The organism is Rothia sp. QJM3NY_36 (assembly GCF_056173115.1).
On the sequence record NZ_CM149658.1, the window covers coordinates 2,110,869 to 2,128,589 of the forward strand.

Annotated in this window: 12 protein-coding genes, 1 tRNA gene and 1 other RNA gene; 10 read left to right on the forward strand and 4 right to left on the reverse strand. The window is 72.0% G+C overall.

Annotated elements, in window-relative coordinates:
• Positions 1 to 13: 13 nt before the first annotated feature.
• Together AC0VXQ_RS09435 and AC0VXQ_RS09440 are read right to left on the reverse strand one after the other, a co-directional pair.
• Entirely contained in the window at positions 14 to 1,009 is a 996-nt protein-coding gene (locus AC0VXQ_RS09435; protein ID WP_058730570.1) for an SDR family NAD(P)-dependent oxidoreductase, read from the reverse strand.
• 30 nt (positions 1,010 to 1,039) lie between these two features.
• Entirely contained in the window at positions 1,040 to 3,397 is a 2,358-nt protein-coding gene (locus tag AC0VXQ_RS09440) for a bifunctional metallophosphatase/5'-nucleotidase (RefSeq protein ID WP_475528533.1), read from the reverse strand.
• Between the two features lie 226 nt (positions 3,398 to 3,623).
• Here AC0VXQ_RS09440 and AC0VXQ_RS09445 point away from each other — a divergent pair, with 226 nt between their 5' ends.
• The 4 genes from AC0VXQ_RS09445 to AC0VXQ_RS09460 all read left to right on the forward strand — a co-directional run bounded on the left by AC0VXQ_RS09445 (position 3,624) and on the right by AC0VXQ_RS09460 (position 7,923).
• Entirely contained in the window at positions 3,624 to 4,337 is a 714-nt protein-coding gene (locus AC0VXQ_RS09445; RefSeq protein ID WP_165869980.1) for a phosphatase PAP2 family protein, read from the forward strand.
• A gap of 251 nt (positions 4,338 to 4,588) precedes the next feature.
• Positions 4,589 to 5,158: a DUF6318 family protein gene (locus tag AC0VXQ_RS09450; protein WP_129357658.1), complete on the forward strand. Its 570-nt coding sequence runs from the start codon at positions 4,589 to 4,591 to the stop codon at positions 5,156 to 5,158.
• 343 nt (positions 5,159 to 5,501) lie between these two features.
• Positions 5,502 to 6,104, forward strand: coding sequence for a hypothetical protein (locus AC0VXQ_RS09455; protein ID WP_475528536.1), 603 nt, complete (start codon positions 5,502 to 5,504; stop codon positions 6,102 to 6,104).
• Positions 6,105 to 6,279: 175 nt separating this feature from the next.
• A complete protein-coding gene (locus AC0VXQ_RS09460) occupies positions 6,280 to 7,923 on the forward strand; it encodes a long-chain-fatty-acid--CoA ligase (RefSeq protein ID WP_133566231.1) in 1,644 nt (547 codons plus the stop codon).
• Positions 7,924 to 8,148: 225 nt separating this feature from the next.
• On the opposite strand, the gene AC0VXQ_RS09465 is transcribed toward AC0VXQ_RS09460, so the two are convergent.
• Positions 8,149 to 9,750 carry a helicase HerA-like domain-containing protein gene (locus AC0VXQ_RS09465; RefSeq protein ID WP_133566230.1) on the reverse strand — a complete coding sequence of 534 codons (1,602 nt, stop codon included), beginning with the start codon at positions 9,748 to 9,750 and terminating at the stop codon, positions 8,149 to 8,151.
• A gap of 369 nt (positions 9,751 to 10,119) precedes the next feature.
• Here AC0VXQ_RS09465 and AC0VXQ_RS09470 point away from each other — a divergent pair, with 369 nt between their 5' ends.
• From AC0VXQ_RS09470 to AC0VXQ_RS09480, 3 genes are all read left to right on the forward strand, one after another.
• On the forward strand, positions 10,120 to 10,437 hold the full coding sequence (locus tag AC0VXQ_RS09470) for a DUF2316 family protein (RefSeq protein WP_058730576.1): 318 nt from the start codon (positions 10,120 to 10,122) through the stop codon (positions 10,435 to 10,437).
• A 198-nt stretch (positions 10,438 to 10,635) separates the two neighbouring features.
• Positions 10,636 to 11,376, forward strand: a complete 741-nt coding sequence (locus tag AC0VXQ_RS09475; RefSeq protein WP_061225676.1) for an SDR family oxidoreductase — start codon at positions 10,636 to 10,638, stop codon at positions 11,374 to 11,376.
• 73 nt (positions 11,377 to 11,449) lie between these two features.
• Positions 11,450 to 12,949, forward strand: a complete 1,500-nt coding sequence (locus tag AC0VXQ_RS09480; protein ID WP_061225722.1) for an MFS transporter — start codon at positions 11,450 to 11,452, stop codon at positions 12,947 to 12,949.
• 98 nt (positions 12,950 to 13,047) lie between these two features.
• Here the strand turns inward: AC0VXQ_RS09480 and AC0VXQ_RS09485 are convergent.
• Positions 13,048 to 13,132 (reverse strand) — tRNA-Ser (locus tag AC0VXQ_RS09485).
• Between the two features lie 178 nt (positions 13,133 to 13,310).
• Here AC0VXQ_RS09485 and ffs point away from each other — a divergent pair.
• From ffs to recR, 3 genes are all read left to right on the forward strand, one after another.
• An RNA gene (gene ffs / locus AC0VXQ_RS09490) (signal recognition particle sRNA small type) lies at positions 13,311 to 13,407 on the forward strand.
• Positions 13,408 to 13,479: 72 nt separating this feature from the next.
• On the forward strand, positions 13,480 to 16,785 hold the full coding sequence (locus AC0VXQ_RS09495) for a DNA polymerase III subunit gamma and tau (protein WP_129357655.1): 3,306 nt from the start codon (positions 13,480 to 13,482) through the stop codon (positions 16,783 to 16,785).
• Between the two features lie 69 nt (positions 16,786 to 16,854).
• Complete coding sequence (recR, locus tag AC0VXQ_RS09500) at positions 16,855 to 17,703, forward strand: recombination mediator RecR (protein WP_081101635.1); 849 nt, start codon at positions 16,855 to 16,857, stop codon at positions 17,701 to 17,703.
• The last annotated feature ends 18 nt before the right edge of the window (positions 17,704 to 17,721 follow it).

Below are 17,721 nucleotides of genomic sequence, written 5' to 3' on the forward strand. Positions count from 1 at the left end.
GGCCGTTCGGGGGTCAGCGGAAGTACCGGGACAGGACCGCATCCTTCAGTCGCGGCGGTGCGGCCGCCGCGATCAGGCGGGCCGCGCCGACGCCGCGCCCCAGGGAGTACCGGGCCCGCGGATGAGCGGCGGTGGCGGCCTGAACGATCCGCCGGGCCGCCCGCTCGGGATCCAGACCCCGCGGGGCGCGGCGCTCGGCCCGGTCCGCGACCCTCTCGGCCAGCGCCTCGTAGCGGCCGCCGCGCGCCGCCTCCCGCAGCTCCTGCGCCTCGCGGCGCTGCCACCCGGTGTCCACCGGGCCGGGCCGGATCTCCACCACGTCGATGCCGCTGCCGCGCAGCTCCAGGCGCAGCGTGTCCGCCAGCGAGGCCAGCGCCGCCTTGGAGGCGCAGTACCACCCGCTCATCGGCTGGTGCAGATCCGCGGCCACGGAGGTCACCAGCAGGATCCGCGGCTGGCGGTCGACGTCGGTGGGCCGGGTGTCGGCGGCCCGGCGCATCCCGGGGAGCAGCGCCCGCGTCAGGGACATCGGGCCGAGCACGTTGGTGCGCAGCTGGCGGGTCGCGGCGTCGTCGTCGACCTCTTCGAGGGCGCCCTGCTGCCCGTACCCGGCGTTGTGCACCATCAGGTGGGGGCCGGGGCCGAGCTCGCGGATGCTCTGTGCGGCGCGGCGGATCGACTCCTCATCCGCCAGGTCCAGGACCACCGGCACGGCCCCGCGGGTGAGCAGCGGCTCCAGGCTGTCCTCGGAGCGGGCGGTGACGACGACGCGGAACCCGGCGTCCAGCAGCCCCTCGGCCACAAGCCGACCGATGCCGCGGGAGGCCCCGGTGACGACGGCGAGCGGTCCCCGCCGATCACCCGGGTTCCCGTGATGCGGGCTGCCGGGATGCTGACTCCCGTGATGCGGGGTCCCGCCGTTCGGATCTCCGGAGGACTCGGGGCGCTCCTCCGCCGGGCCCGCCGATCCGGTCTGCGGGGAGAGGGGTCTGCGCTGGTTCGCCGTCATGGCGCCGAGTCTAGGCCCCCGTGAGTCCGCTCAGCGGGTGCGTCGGGGACGGATCAGCACCAGGGCCGCACCAGTACCGAGCACGAGCAGACCGGCCAGGACCATCCGCACCGGATCCTGGGCGCCGGTCCTCGCCAGCCCACCCGGCCCCGTCTCGGCGGAGTCGGCCGCGACCCCGTTCGGCTCCACGCTCAGGGCGCCGCCGGAGGGCAGGTCATCGCTCCCACCCCCTCCGATCCCGGCCCGGCCGTCAGAGGCGGAGGGTCCCGGTGCGGGGAGATCCGGCCCCGCCGTGGCCGTCGGAGCGGCGGTGGGGACCGGTTCGCCCGTCGGGACAGGGCCCGGCGCGCTGGTCGGCGCGCCCGTCGGGGCCGGCGTCGGCTCACTCGTCGGAGCAGGGCTCGACTCCGGCGTCGGCTCGGCCCCGGCTCCGGTGAAGTCGGCGTTCATCACCACGTGCGTGCCGGTGGTCGGCTCGGTCAGCTCGACCTCGTGCGTCCCGGCGTCCAGGCCCAGCCCGGACAGCGGCACGGAGACCTCCGCGGCGCCGTCTCGCACGGAAACCTCACCGGCGTCGCGCCCGCCGATGCGCACGCTCAGCCGCTCGGGAGTCGGGATCCCGGGGGAGGCGACGGCGAGGTCGGAGACCCACACCGTGTACATGCCGGAGAGGTCATATGCCTCCGGCTTCTCGGACACCCGGACGGCCTGCTTCTCCGGTCGCGGCGTCACGACCCCGAGCTCGCGCAGGTAGTCCTGGAAGGCGTCGGAGTCCACGACGGCGGTGTCCTTGGTGTTCCTCCCCTGGGCGAGGGTGGAGAAGTTATCCCCGCCGCCGAGCAGGAAGGAGGGCAGGGCCACGGTGTAGGTGCGCCCCTCCTCCAGGGGCTTCCCGTCGATGCGCACCTCGTCGATGTTGTCGCCGCGGGTCGCGTAGCCGGCGGCACCGGGCTCGCCGGTGTAGGTGTAGGTGACGTTGGAGGACAGCCCCAGCTGCAGGTACGGGCGGGTGGCCATGGATCCGGCGTTGTCCTGCTGCCACTGCTCCTCGAGCACCTGGCGCAGCTGGGCGCCGGTCAGCTGCGTGGTCCAGAGGTTGTTGGCGAAGGGCAGCACGGAGACGGCGTCGGCCACCGTGATCTGATCCGCGGTGGTGGAGGGGTCGCTGCGCAGGCCCGCCGGGAACTCGTCGCGCAGACCCCCGGGGTTGACGATGGCCAGGTCCGCGGGCGTGCGCCCCGTGCCCTTCGCCGCGTGCAGGTACATGTCCGCGACGAGGTGTCCCATGGTCGATTCCCGGTCGCGCTGGTCGAAGCCGCCCTTGGCCTCGGCCTGGTCCGGGTCCCAGCCGGTGGTCACGGGGGCGGCGAGGTCGGCGAGCTTCCGACTGCCGATGCGATCGGCGTGCTCCTTCGCGTCGGTGAGCACGCGCTGCGCCTGCTGCAGGACGGGGTCCGCCGCGATGGTCTGGGCGTTCGGGATCTTCTTGGGGTTGGCGATCAGCTCGGCCCGGGCGCCGCGCACCTCGTGCCGGGCGTCCAGGGTGAGGGTGACGGCGCCGAGGTTGTCCCCGTAGTTGCCGGTCTGCAGGACGGGGCGCTGCCCGGGTCCGGTCTGGCCGCCGGGCGGCAGCACGTACTCCTCGTGGGTGTGTCCGGTGAAGATGACGTCCACGGCGGGGCTGGTCTGGGTGACGATGCGGTCCTGGGGATCGTCCGTGCGCACCCTCTCGTGGTATTCGGCGACGATCACGTCGGCTTCGCCGTTGTCGAGGTCGCCGTCGCTGAGCTGCTCGGCGTAGCGGTTGGTGGCGGCCACGGGATCGGTGAACTCCATGCCGCCCAGCGCGGAGGGGTCCACCAGCTGGGGCGTCTCGGCGGTGACGGAGCCGATCACGGCGACTCTCACGCCGTCGTCGGTCTGGAGGATGGTGTAGGGCTTGAGCACGGGGTCCCCGGTGGCGGGGTCGACGACGTTGGCGCCGAGGATCGGGAAGTCCGCGTGCTCGGAGATGCGCCCGGTGAGGTCAGCCAGGCCCTTGTCGAATTCGTGGTTGCCGGCGGCGCTGGCCTGCAGACCGAGGGCGTTGAGGTAGTCCAGGGTCGGCTCGTCGTCCTGGACGGAGGAGACGAACAGGCTCGCGGAGACGTTGTCCCCCGCGGAGAGGAAGAGGCTGTTGGGGTGTGCGGCGCGCTGCTGCTGCAGCGTGGCAGCCAGGCTTATCCCGATCTCCGGGGTGATGCGGCCGTGGAAGTCGTTGATGTTGAACAGGGTGAGCTCGGTGGTCCCGGCGTCCTCGACGGCGTGGGCGGCGGGCGCGGCGGGCAACAGGACGAGCAGGGCGGCGACGGCGGCCCCGGCACCCGAGCGCAGATGGCGGATGGTCATGGGTTACCCCCGGGAAAGACGGTGCGAGTGATGTGCGCAACTGTACCGAGGGCGGGTGAACCGCGGGTGAACACCCTCGGGTGCTGTGGACAACGCGGCGATCCGGGTTTCTCCCCGGGTGGTTCCAGCCGGGGTCCAGCGCCGCCCCCTAGTCTGTGCCGTTGGAACGATCCCCTGCTGCCGCAGCCTGCCGCCGCGAGGGGGCCCGGTGAGGAGTGAGCGGATGATGCGCGGGAGCAGACGGTGCGACGTCGTCGTGGGGACGATGCTGCTGGCGCTGGGTGCGGTGGGCACCTGGCGGATCTGGGACTGGGAGGTCGAGGGCGAGCATCTGGCGCTGTTCGATCACCCTCTCCAGCGCCTGGCGGCCGCCGACCAGCATCGGATCCTGGACGAGGCGGCCACCGCGGTGACGTGGGCAGCGACGCCGGAGGTGATCCCGATCCTCGCGGTGCTCGCCGCGATCCCCTGGTTCTTCAGGACCCGCCGCCGGGACCCCCTCCTGTTCGCCGGGGCCGTGGTGCTGGCCAGCGTCTCGGTCACGGCGCTGAAGGTCCTGGTGGCCCGGACCCGGCCGCCGGCGGCCTTCATGGTGGACGGCGCGGACCGCAGCTTCTCCTTCCCCAGCGGGCACACCTGCCTGTTCGCCACGGCCGCCCTGGTGCTGGCGTGGCTGCTGACCCGTGGGCGGGCGCGGGGCCCGCGTCTCCTGGCCTTTGCGATGGCAGCGCTGGCCTCGGGCACGGTCGCGGCCTCCCGGATCTACCTGGGGTATCACTGGCTCACGGATGTGTGCGCCTCCCTGGGGATCGCGGTGGCGCTGCTCGGCGCGGTGATGCTGACCGACGCGGCTCTGCCGCGGGGTGCGGCGGCCCCGGGACCCTCGCGACGGCGAGGCCGGGCGCGCCCTGCGCGAGACGGCGCTCCCGTTCCCGAATAGCCCTCGACCGGGAACGGATGCGCCGGGTCGGTGGGGTGGGCGGTCCGGGGTGTGGAAAACCTTCCGGGCCGGGTGCGGGATGGGCTAGTCTCGGGGGACCTGAGTGATTCACCTCGCATGATCACCGTCTGACCCTCGAGCACCCGGAGGCTCCCGTGGCCCGTTCGCACCGTCCCGCATCATCCCTGGCGCCCCTGGTCCTGGCCGGCGCCCTCCTGTTGTCCGGTTGCGGGGGTGAGAGCAGCGGTGAGGTGGTCGGCACCGCGGACCCGCGGGCATCGGCCAGCGCCTCGGCCAGTGCTTCGTCCTCGGCGTCGGCGTCCTCCACCGGGTACGAGAAGGCGACCCCGGAGCACCCGGCCCGCAACGTGCCGGTGCCGACCCTGCCGGAAGCCGCCAAGGAGGAGACCTTCGACGGCGCCAAGGCCTTCATGCAGTACTGGCAGGACTCTGTTCAGTACCTGGTCCAGACCGGAGACAAGCAGTACATGCTTCCCGCCATAGATCCGGAGAATCCCGGATACGGCGACCTATTCAACCCCCTTCAAAAACCATACAAAAATAATCAATGGATCGTTGACGGTCTCCCGACATATAGGGTGGAGCGAAATGGGGAATGGGAAAGAGTGGAGGGGAAGTATATTCTACACGTCTATCAGTCCCGCACCGACGGTGAACTGTGGGGCACCTCCGGAAAAGTTGATGATATCGGAGGGCATGACTACAACGGGCAACCGCAGATGCTCTTTCTAGATTTCATTGATGGCCATTGGGTTATAAACCGTATATCTGACATAGAGGGGATTGATTACGGTGACTAATAGGGCAAAAGGTCTCACTCTGTTGATTCTGATGGCATCCCTGGCCTTCCCCTCCCCGGCCGTCGCAGATTCAAAAAAAGAGTTCTGGGGGAACTCCCGGGGTGGCGAATTCCATGTCGGTGGTCAAGGAACAACCCCCGGAGGGAAACCCACGGAACCCGCCAGCACCGAAGGCGGCGGAAACGGTGGAGGCGGGAGATCCTCAGGTGTTGTCGCACCTGAGGACCCCTACGAGTATTACGCACACTATGGATGCCCCCTACCCGGCACCGACGCAGCGGATGACTACTGCTCACTGAACAGCACCTGCGATCTCGAGGACGACAAGAAAGGCGTCGTCCATGTGGTCCACCGGCGCCTGAAGTCCGGCGGAGAATGGGAGCGCACCGAGACACAGTACTGCGCCGCTCCCGGATCCCAGTCCCCCGAGGATGCCGCCGAAAGAGTCACGGCACCGCCGACCCCGACCGTCACCGCCGAGGACCTGAAGAAGATGCCCATCCACCCGGGAACCGTGAGCATCCAGCCCGGCCCCAACACGCTGAAGAACTACCACACCAACATCTACGTCGACAGCCGGCCCCAGGAACTGGAGGTCACCCTGCTGGGGCAACCGGTGCGGGTGCGGGCCACCCCGGTCTCCTACACCTTCGACTACGGCGACGGCACCACCACCGGCCCCACCACCGACCCCGGGCGCGCCTTGCCGGAGAACAGCTGGGACACCCCCACCTCCACCTCCCACCAGTACCGGGAGACCGGGGACTACGCCATCGTCATCTCCACCGAGTTCCGCGGGGAGTACCGGGTGGGGGACGGCGAGTGGCAGCCGGTCGAGGGTACCGCGACCCTCCCGTCGCAACCGCAGACGGTGAGCGTGTGGCGCACCAAGTCCGGGTGGGTGAAGGACGGCTGCTCCGCGAACCCCCGCGCCTGGGGCTGCTGAGACCCGGACACCCCACGGGCGGACCTCACTCCGCTTTCCGCCACCCTCCGCTCGCCCGGCCTCACAGCCCGAACCATCGGTATGGCATGGCTCACTCCGGATGCGGTAACCTCGACTCCACCGTGCCGCTCCCCGCGGCGTCGGCACCCTGGTCCCAGGAGAAGAAGGAGCGACGATGCTCAAGGGCATGCAGGCCACCACCGGCGAGGACTACCCGCTGAACATCACCACCCTGATCCGGCATGCGGCCCGGAACTTCCCGGACCGGGAGGTGGTGCACCGCGGCAACGACGGCGCCTGGCACCGCTCCACCTACCGCGAGGAATGGCGGCGCCTGGCCCGCATGGCGCATGCCCTGAGCGGCCTGGGGATCGGCCCCGGCGACGTCGTCGGCGTCATGGACTGGAACTCCCGCCGCCACTTCGAGCTGTACTTCGCCGCGCCCGGGCTGGCCGCGGTGATGCTGCAGCTGAACCTGCGCCTGGCCGCCCAGGACCTGCGCTACGTCATCGACCACTCCGGGGCCTCCTGGATCTGCGTGGACGAGTCCCTGCTGCCCCTCGCGGAGCAGCACGCCGACGCCGAGAACGTCCGCGGGTGGATCATCCTCAGCGACCGTCCCGGCTCCGAGGTCAGCACCACCCTCCCCCGCGCGGTGTTCCTCGAGGACCTCATGGCGGAGATGGACGATTCCGCCGACCAATACCCGTGGGAGCTGATCGACGAGCACTCCGCGGCCTACGCCGGGTACACCACCGGCACCACGGGCCGCCCGAAGGGCATCTTCTACTCCCACCGCGCCATGTACCTGCACAGCCTGGCCCTGATCTCGGCGCTGCAGGTGGGCCCGGAGGACTGCGTCATGCCGGTGACGCCCATGTTCCACGTGATGTCCTGGGGCTTCCCGCAGGCCTCGGTCGCGGCGGGAGCGAAGGTCGTGCTCCCGGGACGCTACGGCCTGGACGAGCTGGGCTTCCTCGCGGACGCGATGGTGCAGGAGGAGGTCACGGTGGCCAACGGTGCCCCGGCGATCTTCGGACCCGTGCTGGAGCACATCCGCGGCCTGGATCAGGCGCCGGACCTGTCCCGGGTGCGGCTGGTCTGCGGCGCCACGGAGCCGCCGCTGGCGATGATGAAGAGGTACAAGGAGCTGACCGGCGCAGACGTCGTGCACGCCTACGGCGCCTCGGAGACCTCCCCCGTCGTCACCTACAACTACCGGCTCAAGCCGGGCATGGAGGATCTGGACGAGGAGCAGCGCTGGGACATCAAGCGCTGCCAGGGCCTGCCCGCGCTCGGCCTGGAGATCAAGATCGCGGACCTGGACGGCAACGAGCTGCCGGCCGACGGCGCCACCAGCGGCGAGCTGCTGGTCCGCGGCCCCTGGGTCACGGTGGACTACCACGACCGGCCCGATGCCGGGGAGAGCTTCCGCGACGGGTGGTGGCGCTCCGGCGACGTCGGGGTGATGCGACCGGACGGGTACCTGAAGCTCACGGATCGTCTCAAGGACGTCATCAAATCCGGCGGGGAGTGGATCTCCTCGATCGACCTGGAGAACGCGATCCTGGACAACGCCCGAGTCGCGGAGGCCGCGGTGATCGGGGTGCCGCACCCGCGCTGGCAGGAGCGCCCGGTGGCCTACGTCGTCGCCAAGCCGGGGGCCGAGCTCACCGAGGACGCCGTGCTGCAGACCCTGCGCGGGCGCTTCGCGGACTGGCAGCTGCCGGATCGGGTGATCCTGGTGGAGGAGCTGCCCAAGACGTCGGTGGGCAAGCTCAACAAGAAGCTCATGCGGGAGCAGTACGCCGCGTCCTGACGCCCCGCGCCGTCGTCGGCCGCCCCCCGGAGCGGACCGGGACCGGATCGTGCACCGCGAGCCGGATCATCCGGTCCACGCTGCACACAACGGCCCACGACGACGCCGGAACCCGGCAGCACCACCCGCACAGGTCACTCTGGGTGCAGGATGACGCGAACCGTGCGCGACTTCCTGCACCCAGCGTGACCACGGGGTCGGGGGCCAGCGATCAGACCCCCGGACTCAGCCGAACAGGCCGCCGAAGCCGCCGCGGCCCTTGCGGGAGCGGCTGGTGCCGAAGATGCCGCGCACCAGCTCCCGGCCGATCTGGGAGGCCACGTTGGTGCCCACGCGCATCATCGCGTCGTTGCGCTTCTGCCGCTCGCGCTCCTCCTCCTTGCGACGCCGCTCCTCCTCCTTGGCCTGCTCCCGCGCCGCGCGCTCGGCCTCCTTGCGCTCCTGGGCCGACGACGCCGCCCCGGAACCGTCCGCGCCCGTCGCGCCGGAGGCACCAGCCCCGGAAGCACCGGCACCCCCGGCCCCAGCACCCGCGGACCAGGCCCCAGCAGCACCGCCGGGCCCCGCCTGCCCGCTGAGCTTCTCGAAGGCGGAGTAGGAGTCCACGACGGTCGCGTACTTCGGCATCAGCGGGGACGCGGCCACGACGGCGTCGACGGCCTCCGGGGCCGGGCCCATCAGCGAGCGCGGCGCGAACATCCGGGTCCACGCCACCGGGGAGGGCGCCCCGGTCTCGGTCATCACGGTCACCACGGCCTCTCCGATCCCGGCGGAGGTGAGCACCTGCTCCAGGTCGTACCCGGACTTCGGGAAGGTCTTCACGGTCGCGGTCAGGGCCTTCTGATCCTCCGGGGTGAAGGCGCGCAGCGCGTGCTGCACCCGGTTGGCCAGCTGCCCCAGTACCTCGGACGGCAGGTCCTTGGGGGTCTGGGTGATGAAGAAGATGCCCACGCCCTTGGAGCGGATCAGCCGCACGGTCTGGGTGATGGACTCCTTGAAGGCCTTGGAGGCACCGGTGAACAGCAGGTGCGCCTCGTCGAGGAAGAACACCAGCTTGGGCTTGTCCGCGTCCCCGACCTCGGGCAGGTCCTGGAAGAGGTCCGCGAGCAGCCACATGAGGAAGGTGGAGAACAGCTGCGGCTTGGACTGCAGCGTGGACAGCTCCAGCACGGAGATGACCCCGCGCCCGTCCTCGGCGGTGCGCAGGAACTCGGCGGCGTCGAACTCCGGCTCCCCGAAGAACTGGTCCATGCCCTCGGCTTCCAGCCCCACGATCTCGCGCAGGATCACCCCGGCGGTGGCCTTGGACAGCCCGCCCAGCTGCGCCAGGGCCTCCTTGCCCTCGGCGCTGGTCAGGTGCTGGATGACGGCGCGCAGGTCCTCGAGGTTGTACAGCTCCAGGCCCTGCTGGTCCGCCCAGTGGAAGATCAGCTGCAGGCTGGACTCCTGGGTGGCGTTCAGGTCCATGACCCGGGAGAGCAGGAGGGGCCCGAAGGACTGGATGGTCGCGCGGATGGGCACGCCCTTCCCGTCCCCGCCGAGGGAGCAGAACTCGGTGGGGAAGGACGACGCAGTCCACTCCTGGCCCAGGGCGGCCGTGCGCGCGGAGAGCTTCTCGTTGGGCTGGCCGGGGGCGGCCAGACCGGAGAGGTCCCCCTTGACGTCCGCGAGGAACACCGGGACTCCGGCGTCGGAGAGCTGCTCGGCCATCAGCTGCAGGGTCTTGGTCTTGCCGGTGCCGGTGGCCCCGGCGATCAGACCGTGCCGGTTCATCATGGACAGAGGCAGGCCGACGACGGCCTCCGGGTGCGGCTGGCCCTCGCTCATCGCCGCGCCGAGGCGCAGGGTGGGGCCGTCGAATCGGTAGCCGCTGCTGATCTGGGCCAGCTGTTCCTCTTATGTCATGGGGCCCACAGTACCCGGCGTCGGCCCCGGAACGTCCGGTGGATGCGCAGCATCGCCACAGGTGCATCCCAGGATGCGCCCCTACAGTGGAGAGCACCTCAAAGGTGCGAGTGATTGATGGGGAACGGCCCCGGTCCGATGCGGACCGGGGCCGTTCTTTGCCCAGACGACCTTCCCTGACCGACGTTCCACCGCCCGGGAAGGGGTGACGCCGCGAGTCCCCGCCCTCCGCGCCCGCGCGCGGGCTTGGTATCTTGAGGGCATCGACCCATCCACCGCCGGAGGCATCCCTTGTCCCTGAACGCCGAAGAGCGCAGGACCACCAGCGAGGAGCTGCGCGCCAACCTGCTCCTGTCCGACCTGTCCGAGACCGAGGTCCTGGACACCCTCGACCTCACCCCCAGCCAGCTGGAGCGGATCCTGGACGTCTCCCCCGAGGCCGACCCGGCCGACGTCTGGCTGGTGCGCGACTTCATCCTGCAGACCCTCGAAGGCCAGTCCCGCGAGCCGCGGCCCTTCACCGTGCTCACCGAGCAGGCCCGCACCGACGCGCAGCGCTGGTTCGGCCTGCACGAGGTCCCGCCGACGCCGCAGGCCAGCCCCGAGTAGGCCGCGCCGCAGGCCCACACCCCCTGCGAAACACCTGGTCAACACGCAGAGGGAACTCAGGGAAACCTCAGCATCGATCCGTACGGTAGGAACTACCTCAAAGGTGCGAGTGATTGATGGGGAACGGCCCCGGTCCGATACGGACCGGGGCCGTTCTTCTTAACCACCCGCGCCCACTCCCGCAAGAACGGAGCCCCCATGACTCGCATCGCCGTCGCCGGCGCGTCCGGCGCCATCGGAACCCTCGTCCTGCACGACGCCGCCCAGGCCGGGCTGGACACGGTCTCCCTGGACCGCGCCCACGGCATCGACCTGCTCACCGGAGAGGGGCTGGCCGCGGCCCTGGAGGGAGTCACGGCCGTCATCGACGTCTCCCAGGTCGCCCCGCCCGACCATGAGAACCCCACCGGCCCGATCCTGCGCGCCGCAGGCCACCTGCTCGAGGCCGCCCAGGCCGCCGGCGTCCGGCGTCTGGTCATGCTCTCCATCAACGGCGTGCAGGACGAGGGGCTGCAGCAGTTCCCCTTCTACGCCGCCCGCGCCGCCCAGGAGGAGCTGGTGGGCCGATCCTCGGTGGAGCACCTGATCGTGCGCAGCGCCCAGTGGTTCGAGTTCGGCATGAATCCCGCGGCGGTCACCGAGGAGCAGGACCGGGTGCGAGCGCAGGACTGGGCGATCCAGCCGCTGGCCGCCGCCTCCGTCGCCAGCTTCCTGGTGGAGGCGGCCCAGGGCCAGCATGGCGCCGGCATGGTCACTCTGGCCGGCCCGGATCGGATGCGCCTGCCCGAGCTCACGGAGCGCACGCTGCGGGCCCGCGGAGACCGGCGGCCCGTGCACGCCGAGGATCCGGTCCTTCCGGGGCTGGGCGACGGCACCCTGCACGCGCCGTCCGACGCCCGCATCCTGGGGCCGGGGCTCGCGCAGTGGCTGGAAGGATGATCGCCGGAGACGCTTAGAGTCATATTGACAATAACCTCGCTTTCCGGCCGTCTCGCGGGTAGTGTCCTGGGCCATGACCACCACGCACACCCGCACCGAGCGGCTCGACGAGCTGCCCCTGACCCGCAAGCACGCCCGCCTGCTCACCGGCTCCGGCATCGGCTGGGCCCTGGACGCGATGGACGTCGGCCTGATCTCCTTCATCATGGCCGCGCTGACCGCCCAGTGGGGCCTGACCCCCACCGAGGCTTCCTGGCTGGGTTCCATCGGCTTCATCGGGATGGCCCTGGGCGCCACCCTGGGCGGGCTGCTCGCCGACCGCTTCGGGCGCCGCCAGATCTTCGCGACCACCCTGCTCGTCTACGGGCTGGCCACCGGCGCCTCCGCGCTGTCCACCGGTCTGGCGATGCTCATGGCGCTGCGCTTCCTGGTCGGGCTGGGTCTGGGTGCGGAGCTGCCGGTGGCCTCCACCCTGGTCTCCGAGTTCGCCCCGCGGCGGATCCGCGGCCGGATGGTCGTGCTGTTGGAGGCCTTCTGGGCGGTGGGCTGGCTGGCCGCGGCCTGCATCGGCGCGTTCGTGGTGGGCGCCTCCCCGGAGGGCTGGCGCTGGGCCCTGGCCCTGGGGTGCCTGCCCGCGGTCTACGCGCTGATCGTGCGCCTGGGGCTGCCGGAATCCGTGCGCTTCCTGGAATCCCGGGGGCGGCACGAGGAGGCCGAGCGGGTGGTCCGCTCCTTCGAGGAGGCCGCGGAGCACTCCGGGAAGACCGGTGCCGCGGGTGCGGCCGACGGCGCGGGTGCGGCCGAGACCACGGGTCGGGCCGCCGCGGGTGCGGCGAGTGCGGCCGACGCCGGGACCCGAGCCGGGACCGCCGGTGCCGCGGATGCGGCGGGGGCCAGCGCGGGTGCGGCCGACGGCGCGGCGTCGCCCTCGGGGTCGGCGGCCGCCCGCACGACGTCGGACTCCGCCCCCGAGCCGAGCGGCGGCCTCGGAATCTGGTCCGCGCAGCTGCGGGGACGCACCGCGGCCCTGTGGACCGTGTGGTTCTGCATCAATCTGTCGTACTACGGGGCGTTCATCTGGATCCCGTCCCTGCTGCACGCGCAGGGCTTCACCCTGGTCAAGTCCTTCACCTTCACCCTGATCATCACGCTGGCCCAGCTGCCCGGCTACGCCACGGCGGCGTGGCTGATCGAGCGGTGGGGACGCCGGATCACGCTAGCCGTGTTCCTGGCGGGCTCCGCGGCGGCGGCGATCGGCTACGGGCTGTCCACCTCGGAGACGGCGATCATCGTGTGCGGCTGCCTGCTGTCCTTCTTCAACCTGGGAGCCTGGGGCGCGCTGTACGCGATCGGCCCGGAGCTGTACCCGACGACGGTGCGCGGGGCCGGAACGGGGGCCGCGGCCGGATTCGGTCGGATCGCCTCGATCATCGCGCCGCTGATCGTGCCGCCGCTGGTGGCCCTCGGCGGGCACGTGCTGCTGTTCGGGGTCTTCGCCGCGGCCTTCGCGGTGGCCGCCGCCGCGGCCTTCACCCTCCCGGAGCAGCGCGGGCGCGCCCTGACGGAGGGGTGAGTCGCGGCGGACCCAGACCCGGAGCGACGCCGCCCCGAACGCGAAAAGACCGGCCCCCGGTCCAGTGTTCCCACTGGCTCGGGGGCCGGTCTGCTCGGCGGAGGATGGGGGATTTGAACCCCCGAGGGCGTGAACCCAACACGCGTTCCAGGCGTGCGCCATAGGCCGCTAGGCGAATCCTCCAGGCGTCGCTTGCATCCATGCGGTCGGGACCGCACGACATGCTCACGAAAGCGAACGGATACGAGCCTACACAACCGCTCCGGAGGCTGACAACCCAACTCAATCACGGGTGGCGCAGAACACCGACCCAGGGCGGGTCCGCGGTGTGACACCCGCGCGGGGCCTCCGCTAAGCTGGCACCAGCCCCTCGCGTGGCGTCATCGTGGAAAACTCCCCCAGGGCCGGAAGGCAGCAAGGGTATCTGCGCTCTGACGGGTGCGCGAGGGGTCTTCTCGTCTCCGCCGTCCCCCTCCACAGACCCGCGGACGCCGTTCGATCTGTCAGTCCCAGCCGTTAGTGTTGTTCGCGTGAGCACCGCACTGTACCGCCGTTACCGCCCGGAGACGTTCGCCGACGTCATCGGGCAAGAGCACGTCACCGAGCCCCTGATGACGGCGCTGCGGAACAACCGCGTCAACCACGCCTACCTCTTCTCCGGGCCGCGCGGCTGCGGCAAGACCACCTCCGCGCGCATCCTGGCCCGCTGCCTCAACTGCGCCGAGGGCCCCACCCCCACCCCGTGCGGGCACTGCGAGTCCTGCCGGGACCTCGCCCGGGACGGCGCGGGCTCGCTGGACGTCATCGAGATGGACGCCGCCTCCCACGGCGGCGTGGACCACGCCCGTGACCTGCGCGAACGCGCGACCTTCGCCCCCGTGCGGGACCGCTACAAGATCTTCATCATCGACGAGGCGCACATGGTCACCCGCGAGGGGTTCAACGCGCTGCTGAAGATCGTGGAGGAGCCGCCGGAGCACATCAAATTCGTCTTCGCGACCACCGAGCCGGCCAAGGTCCTCGGCACCATCCGCTCCCGCACCCACCACTACCCCTTCCGCCTGGTCCCCCCGGAGACCCTGCGCACCTATCTGGCGCACCTGTGCGAGCAGGAGGGCATCGCCGTCGAGCAGGGGGTGCTGCCGCTGGTGGTGCGCGCCGGAGGAGGGTCCGTGCGGGATTCGCTGTCCGTGCTGGATCAGCTGATGGGCGGCTCCGGGTCGGAGGGCATCACCTACGACCTCGCCGTCGCCCTGCTGGGCTTCACCCACGCCGAGCTGCTGGACGGGGTGGTGGACGCCTTCGCCGCGGGGGACGCTCCGGCCGTCTTCCAGGCCGTGGACCGGGTGATCAGCACCGGGCAGGATCCGCGCCGGTTCGTGGAGGATCTGCTGGAGCGGTTCCGGGACCTCATCATCGTCCGGGCCGCTCCCGACGCCGCGGCCTCGATCCTGCACGGGCTCTCCGAGGACCAGGTGGATCGGATGCGCGGGCAGGCCCAGCAGCTGGGGGCCGCGGAGCTGTCCCGGGCCGCGGACATCACCAACGCCGCCCTGACCGAGATGACCGGGGCCACCACCCCTCAGCTGCACCTGGAGCTGCTGTGCGCCCGGATCCTGCTGCCGACCGCGGATGATTCCACCCGCGGGGTCGGGGCCCGGGTGGATCGGCTGGAGCGGCGGATCAACCTGGGCACGGTCGGCGCGGTGGCGGCCCCGCTGCGCCAGGATCCGGCCGCCCTGACCACCCCGGAGACCCCCGCCGAGCACGCGGCCGCCCAGGCGGCGGGCACCGAGGAGGGGCCCGAGCGCTCCGACGGCTCAGCGGCTGAGGGTATGGCGGCGGCCCCGGACGGTCGCGAGGCCGCGCTGGCGATGGCCCGGCGGAACCGTCCCGTCCCGCCGGGGCAGCAGACCGGGGACGAGGACGCCGGAGCCGATGCCGTCGATTCCCGCCGGGTCGAGGCCGGCAGGACGGGGAACGACGCCGCCGGGAACGACGCCGCCGAACCCTCCGGCGCCCCATCGCCTGCGGCCGACCAGCACCCGGAGGCCCCCGAACGGGAGACCTCGGCATCGCACATGGCGGAGGACGCCGGACAATACCAGCCGCAGCCCACGGCCCCGGCCGACGCCGGCCAGGTCACCATGATCCAGCGCTCCTGGGCCGATGTGGTGGCCGCCGTCGGCAGCCGCTCCAAGGTGGGCCAGGCGACCTTCCGGGAATGCCAGCCCTCCCGCTTCGAGGACGGCGTCCTGTACGTCTCCTCCCGCGGGCCAGGGATCCAGTCCCGGGTGCAGCGCTACGCCGGTGCCCTGTCCGAGGCGCTGCAGGAGGTCCTGGGGATCTCCTGCCAGGTGGCCGTGGACGGCGGCCCCGGGCCCTCCGACGGCGGCGGGCGCGGCCCGCAGGGGCCGTCCGGGCCTGGCGGGCCCGGTGGATCTGGAGGGCCCGGTGCGCCCGGTGGATCCGGTAGGGGACCGGGCGGCCCCGCGTCGTCGTCGCCCGCTCGCGGACAGAGCGAACAGGACGGACAGCGCGGACACGGCGGGGCCTCCTTCGCGGGTGCCCCCGGCCGCGGACCGGAGCGCTCCGGCCACGCCGCGTCCACCGCGCGCGCGGAGGAGCCGGAGTGGCCGGATGAGGATCAGTGGGAGCGGGCTGCCCAGCAGGCCCTCCGGGAGCGCCCCGCCGCGTCCTCCGCGGGTCGGGCACCCGATGAGTCGGGGCGCCCGCGCGTCACCCCGGATCTGCCCCAGGGCCCGCGGGCCGAGGAGGAGGCCTGGCGTCGTCACGGGGAACCGGCCGAGGGCGGGGCCCCTGCCTGGTCCGAGGATGCCGAGGGCGAGGACTTCGGCAGCTGGGAGGTCGCCGCGATCCCCGGTGACGGTCCCGAGCAGGCCGAGGCTACTCAGGACACCGCTTCGCAGCGTTCGGCTCCGGAGGTCGCGGAGGGGCAGCGTCCCGCGCGTCCCGCCCCGGTGCCCTCCCAGGGCTCGCCCGATCCGCGCACCCCGCCCACCGGCAGCCTGAGCGTGGTCCCCTCTCCGCAGGAGCCCGGTGAGGCCCCCGCGGATTCCGGCGACCCCGGACAGCACCCCGCGCCGGATGCGACGGTCGATCCCACCCAGGAAGCCGCGCCCGACCACGCCCCGACGAACCACGCTGCTCCGACTTCCGACGCCCACCCGGCCGACCCCGGCGCGTCGTCCCCCGGGGCTTCGTCGAGCGGATCTGAGACGGAAGAGGCCGGGCCGGCACACGACTGGTCTGTGGCCGCCCGACGCGCCGGCGCCCCGGGCGAACCGGTGGACGGGCGCCGCAGCGGCTGGGGGTACGCCGGGCCCGATGACGGCTCCGCACGGCACCCGTCCCAGTGGGGCGAGCGCGCCCCGCACCTGGTCGAGATCCCCGGCGGCGCGGGCGCACCCGGCGGCGGGGCCTCCTCCCGCCATCTGCGCGCCGTCCCCGACGACGCCGCCTCCAGCGCCCCCTCCAGCAGCCCGGCCGACGGGCAGGCGCCCCCGGACACTGGTCCCGCCGGCCCGGAGGGGCACGCGCCGTCGACTCCGCCCACCGAACCCGCCGGGCCCGCCCGGGATCAGCCGCACCGGTCCTTCCGGGAGCGCCACGCCGCGGCCATCGCCGCCGGGGCTCGCTCCCACGGGGGCCCCGGCGTCGACTCGCAGGCCCCGGAGCCGCCCGAGGACTGGGAGGACTTCGCCCCGACCCCGGAGGATGAGGACCTGGAGGACTCGGCGATGTACGGTCAGGCGGCGGTCGAGACCCTGCTCGGCGGCCGGGTGATCGAGGAGCGGCCCCACCAGGCGCGCTGATCCCGACCGCCACCCACCAACCACCGCACCGGAGCGCTGAATCCGGTGCCCCCGCGAGAATGAGGAGCCGTGTACCAAGGCGCAGTCCAGGATCTGATCGATGAGCTCGGCCGTCTGCCGGGGGTGGGCCCGAAGTCCGCCCAGCGCATCGCCTTCCACATCCTCAACTCCCCGGCCGAGGAGATGGAGAAGCTCTCCGCGGCCATCACCACCGTGAAGCGGAAGGTCTCCTTCTGCGAGATCTGCGGCAACATCTCCGAGACCCCCAAGTGCTCGATCTGCCGCGACGCCCGCCGGGACACCTCCCTGATCTGCGTGGTCGAGGAGCCGAAGGACGTCTCCGCGATCGAGCGCACCGGCAGCTTCGACGGCCGGTACCACGTGCTCGGCGGCTCCATCAATCCGATGCAGGGCATCGGCCCGGAGCAGCTGCGCATCCGCCAGCTCGTCACCCGCCTGGCCGACGAGAACGTCCAGGAGATCATCCTGGCGATGGACCCCAACCTGGAGGGCGAGGCCACCGCGACCTACCTCTCCCGTCTGCTCAACCCCATCGGCGTCACGGTCTCCCGCTTGGCCTCCGGGCTGCCCGTGGGCGGGGACCTGGAGTACGCGGATGAGATCACATTGGGCCGGGCCCTGGAGGGCCGTCGCATCCTCACCGCCGGGATGCGCCGGGCCGCGGAGGAGGCGCGGCTGGCCGACGAGGAGGACGCCGAGGACTTCGCCGCGAACCCCGAAGCCTCGGACCACAACACCGACGACGACGGCTCAGAAAGCTCTGGGAGCTCCGAGGAGCCCGGTGAGGGCGAACCCGAACGGGGCGGTGCGGGCTCGGAGGCCTCCCCCGAGGTGCCCGCGCGCCGCTACCCGACGCCCCGGCGCGGCGAGCGCTTCGCCAATCCCTGGGCGGACTGAGGAGCCTCGAGCGGGCAG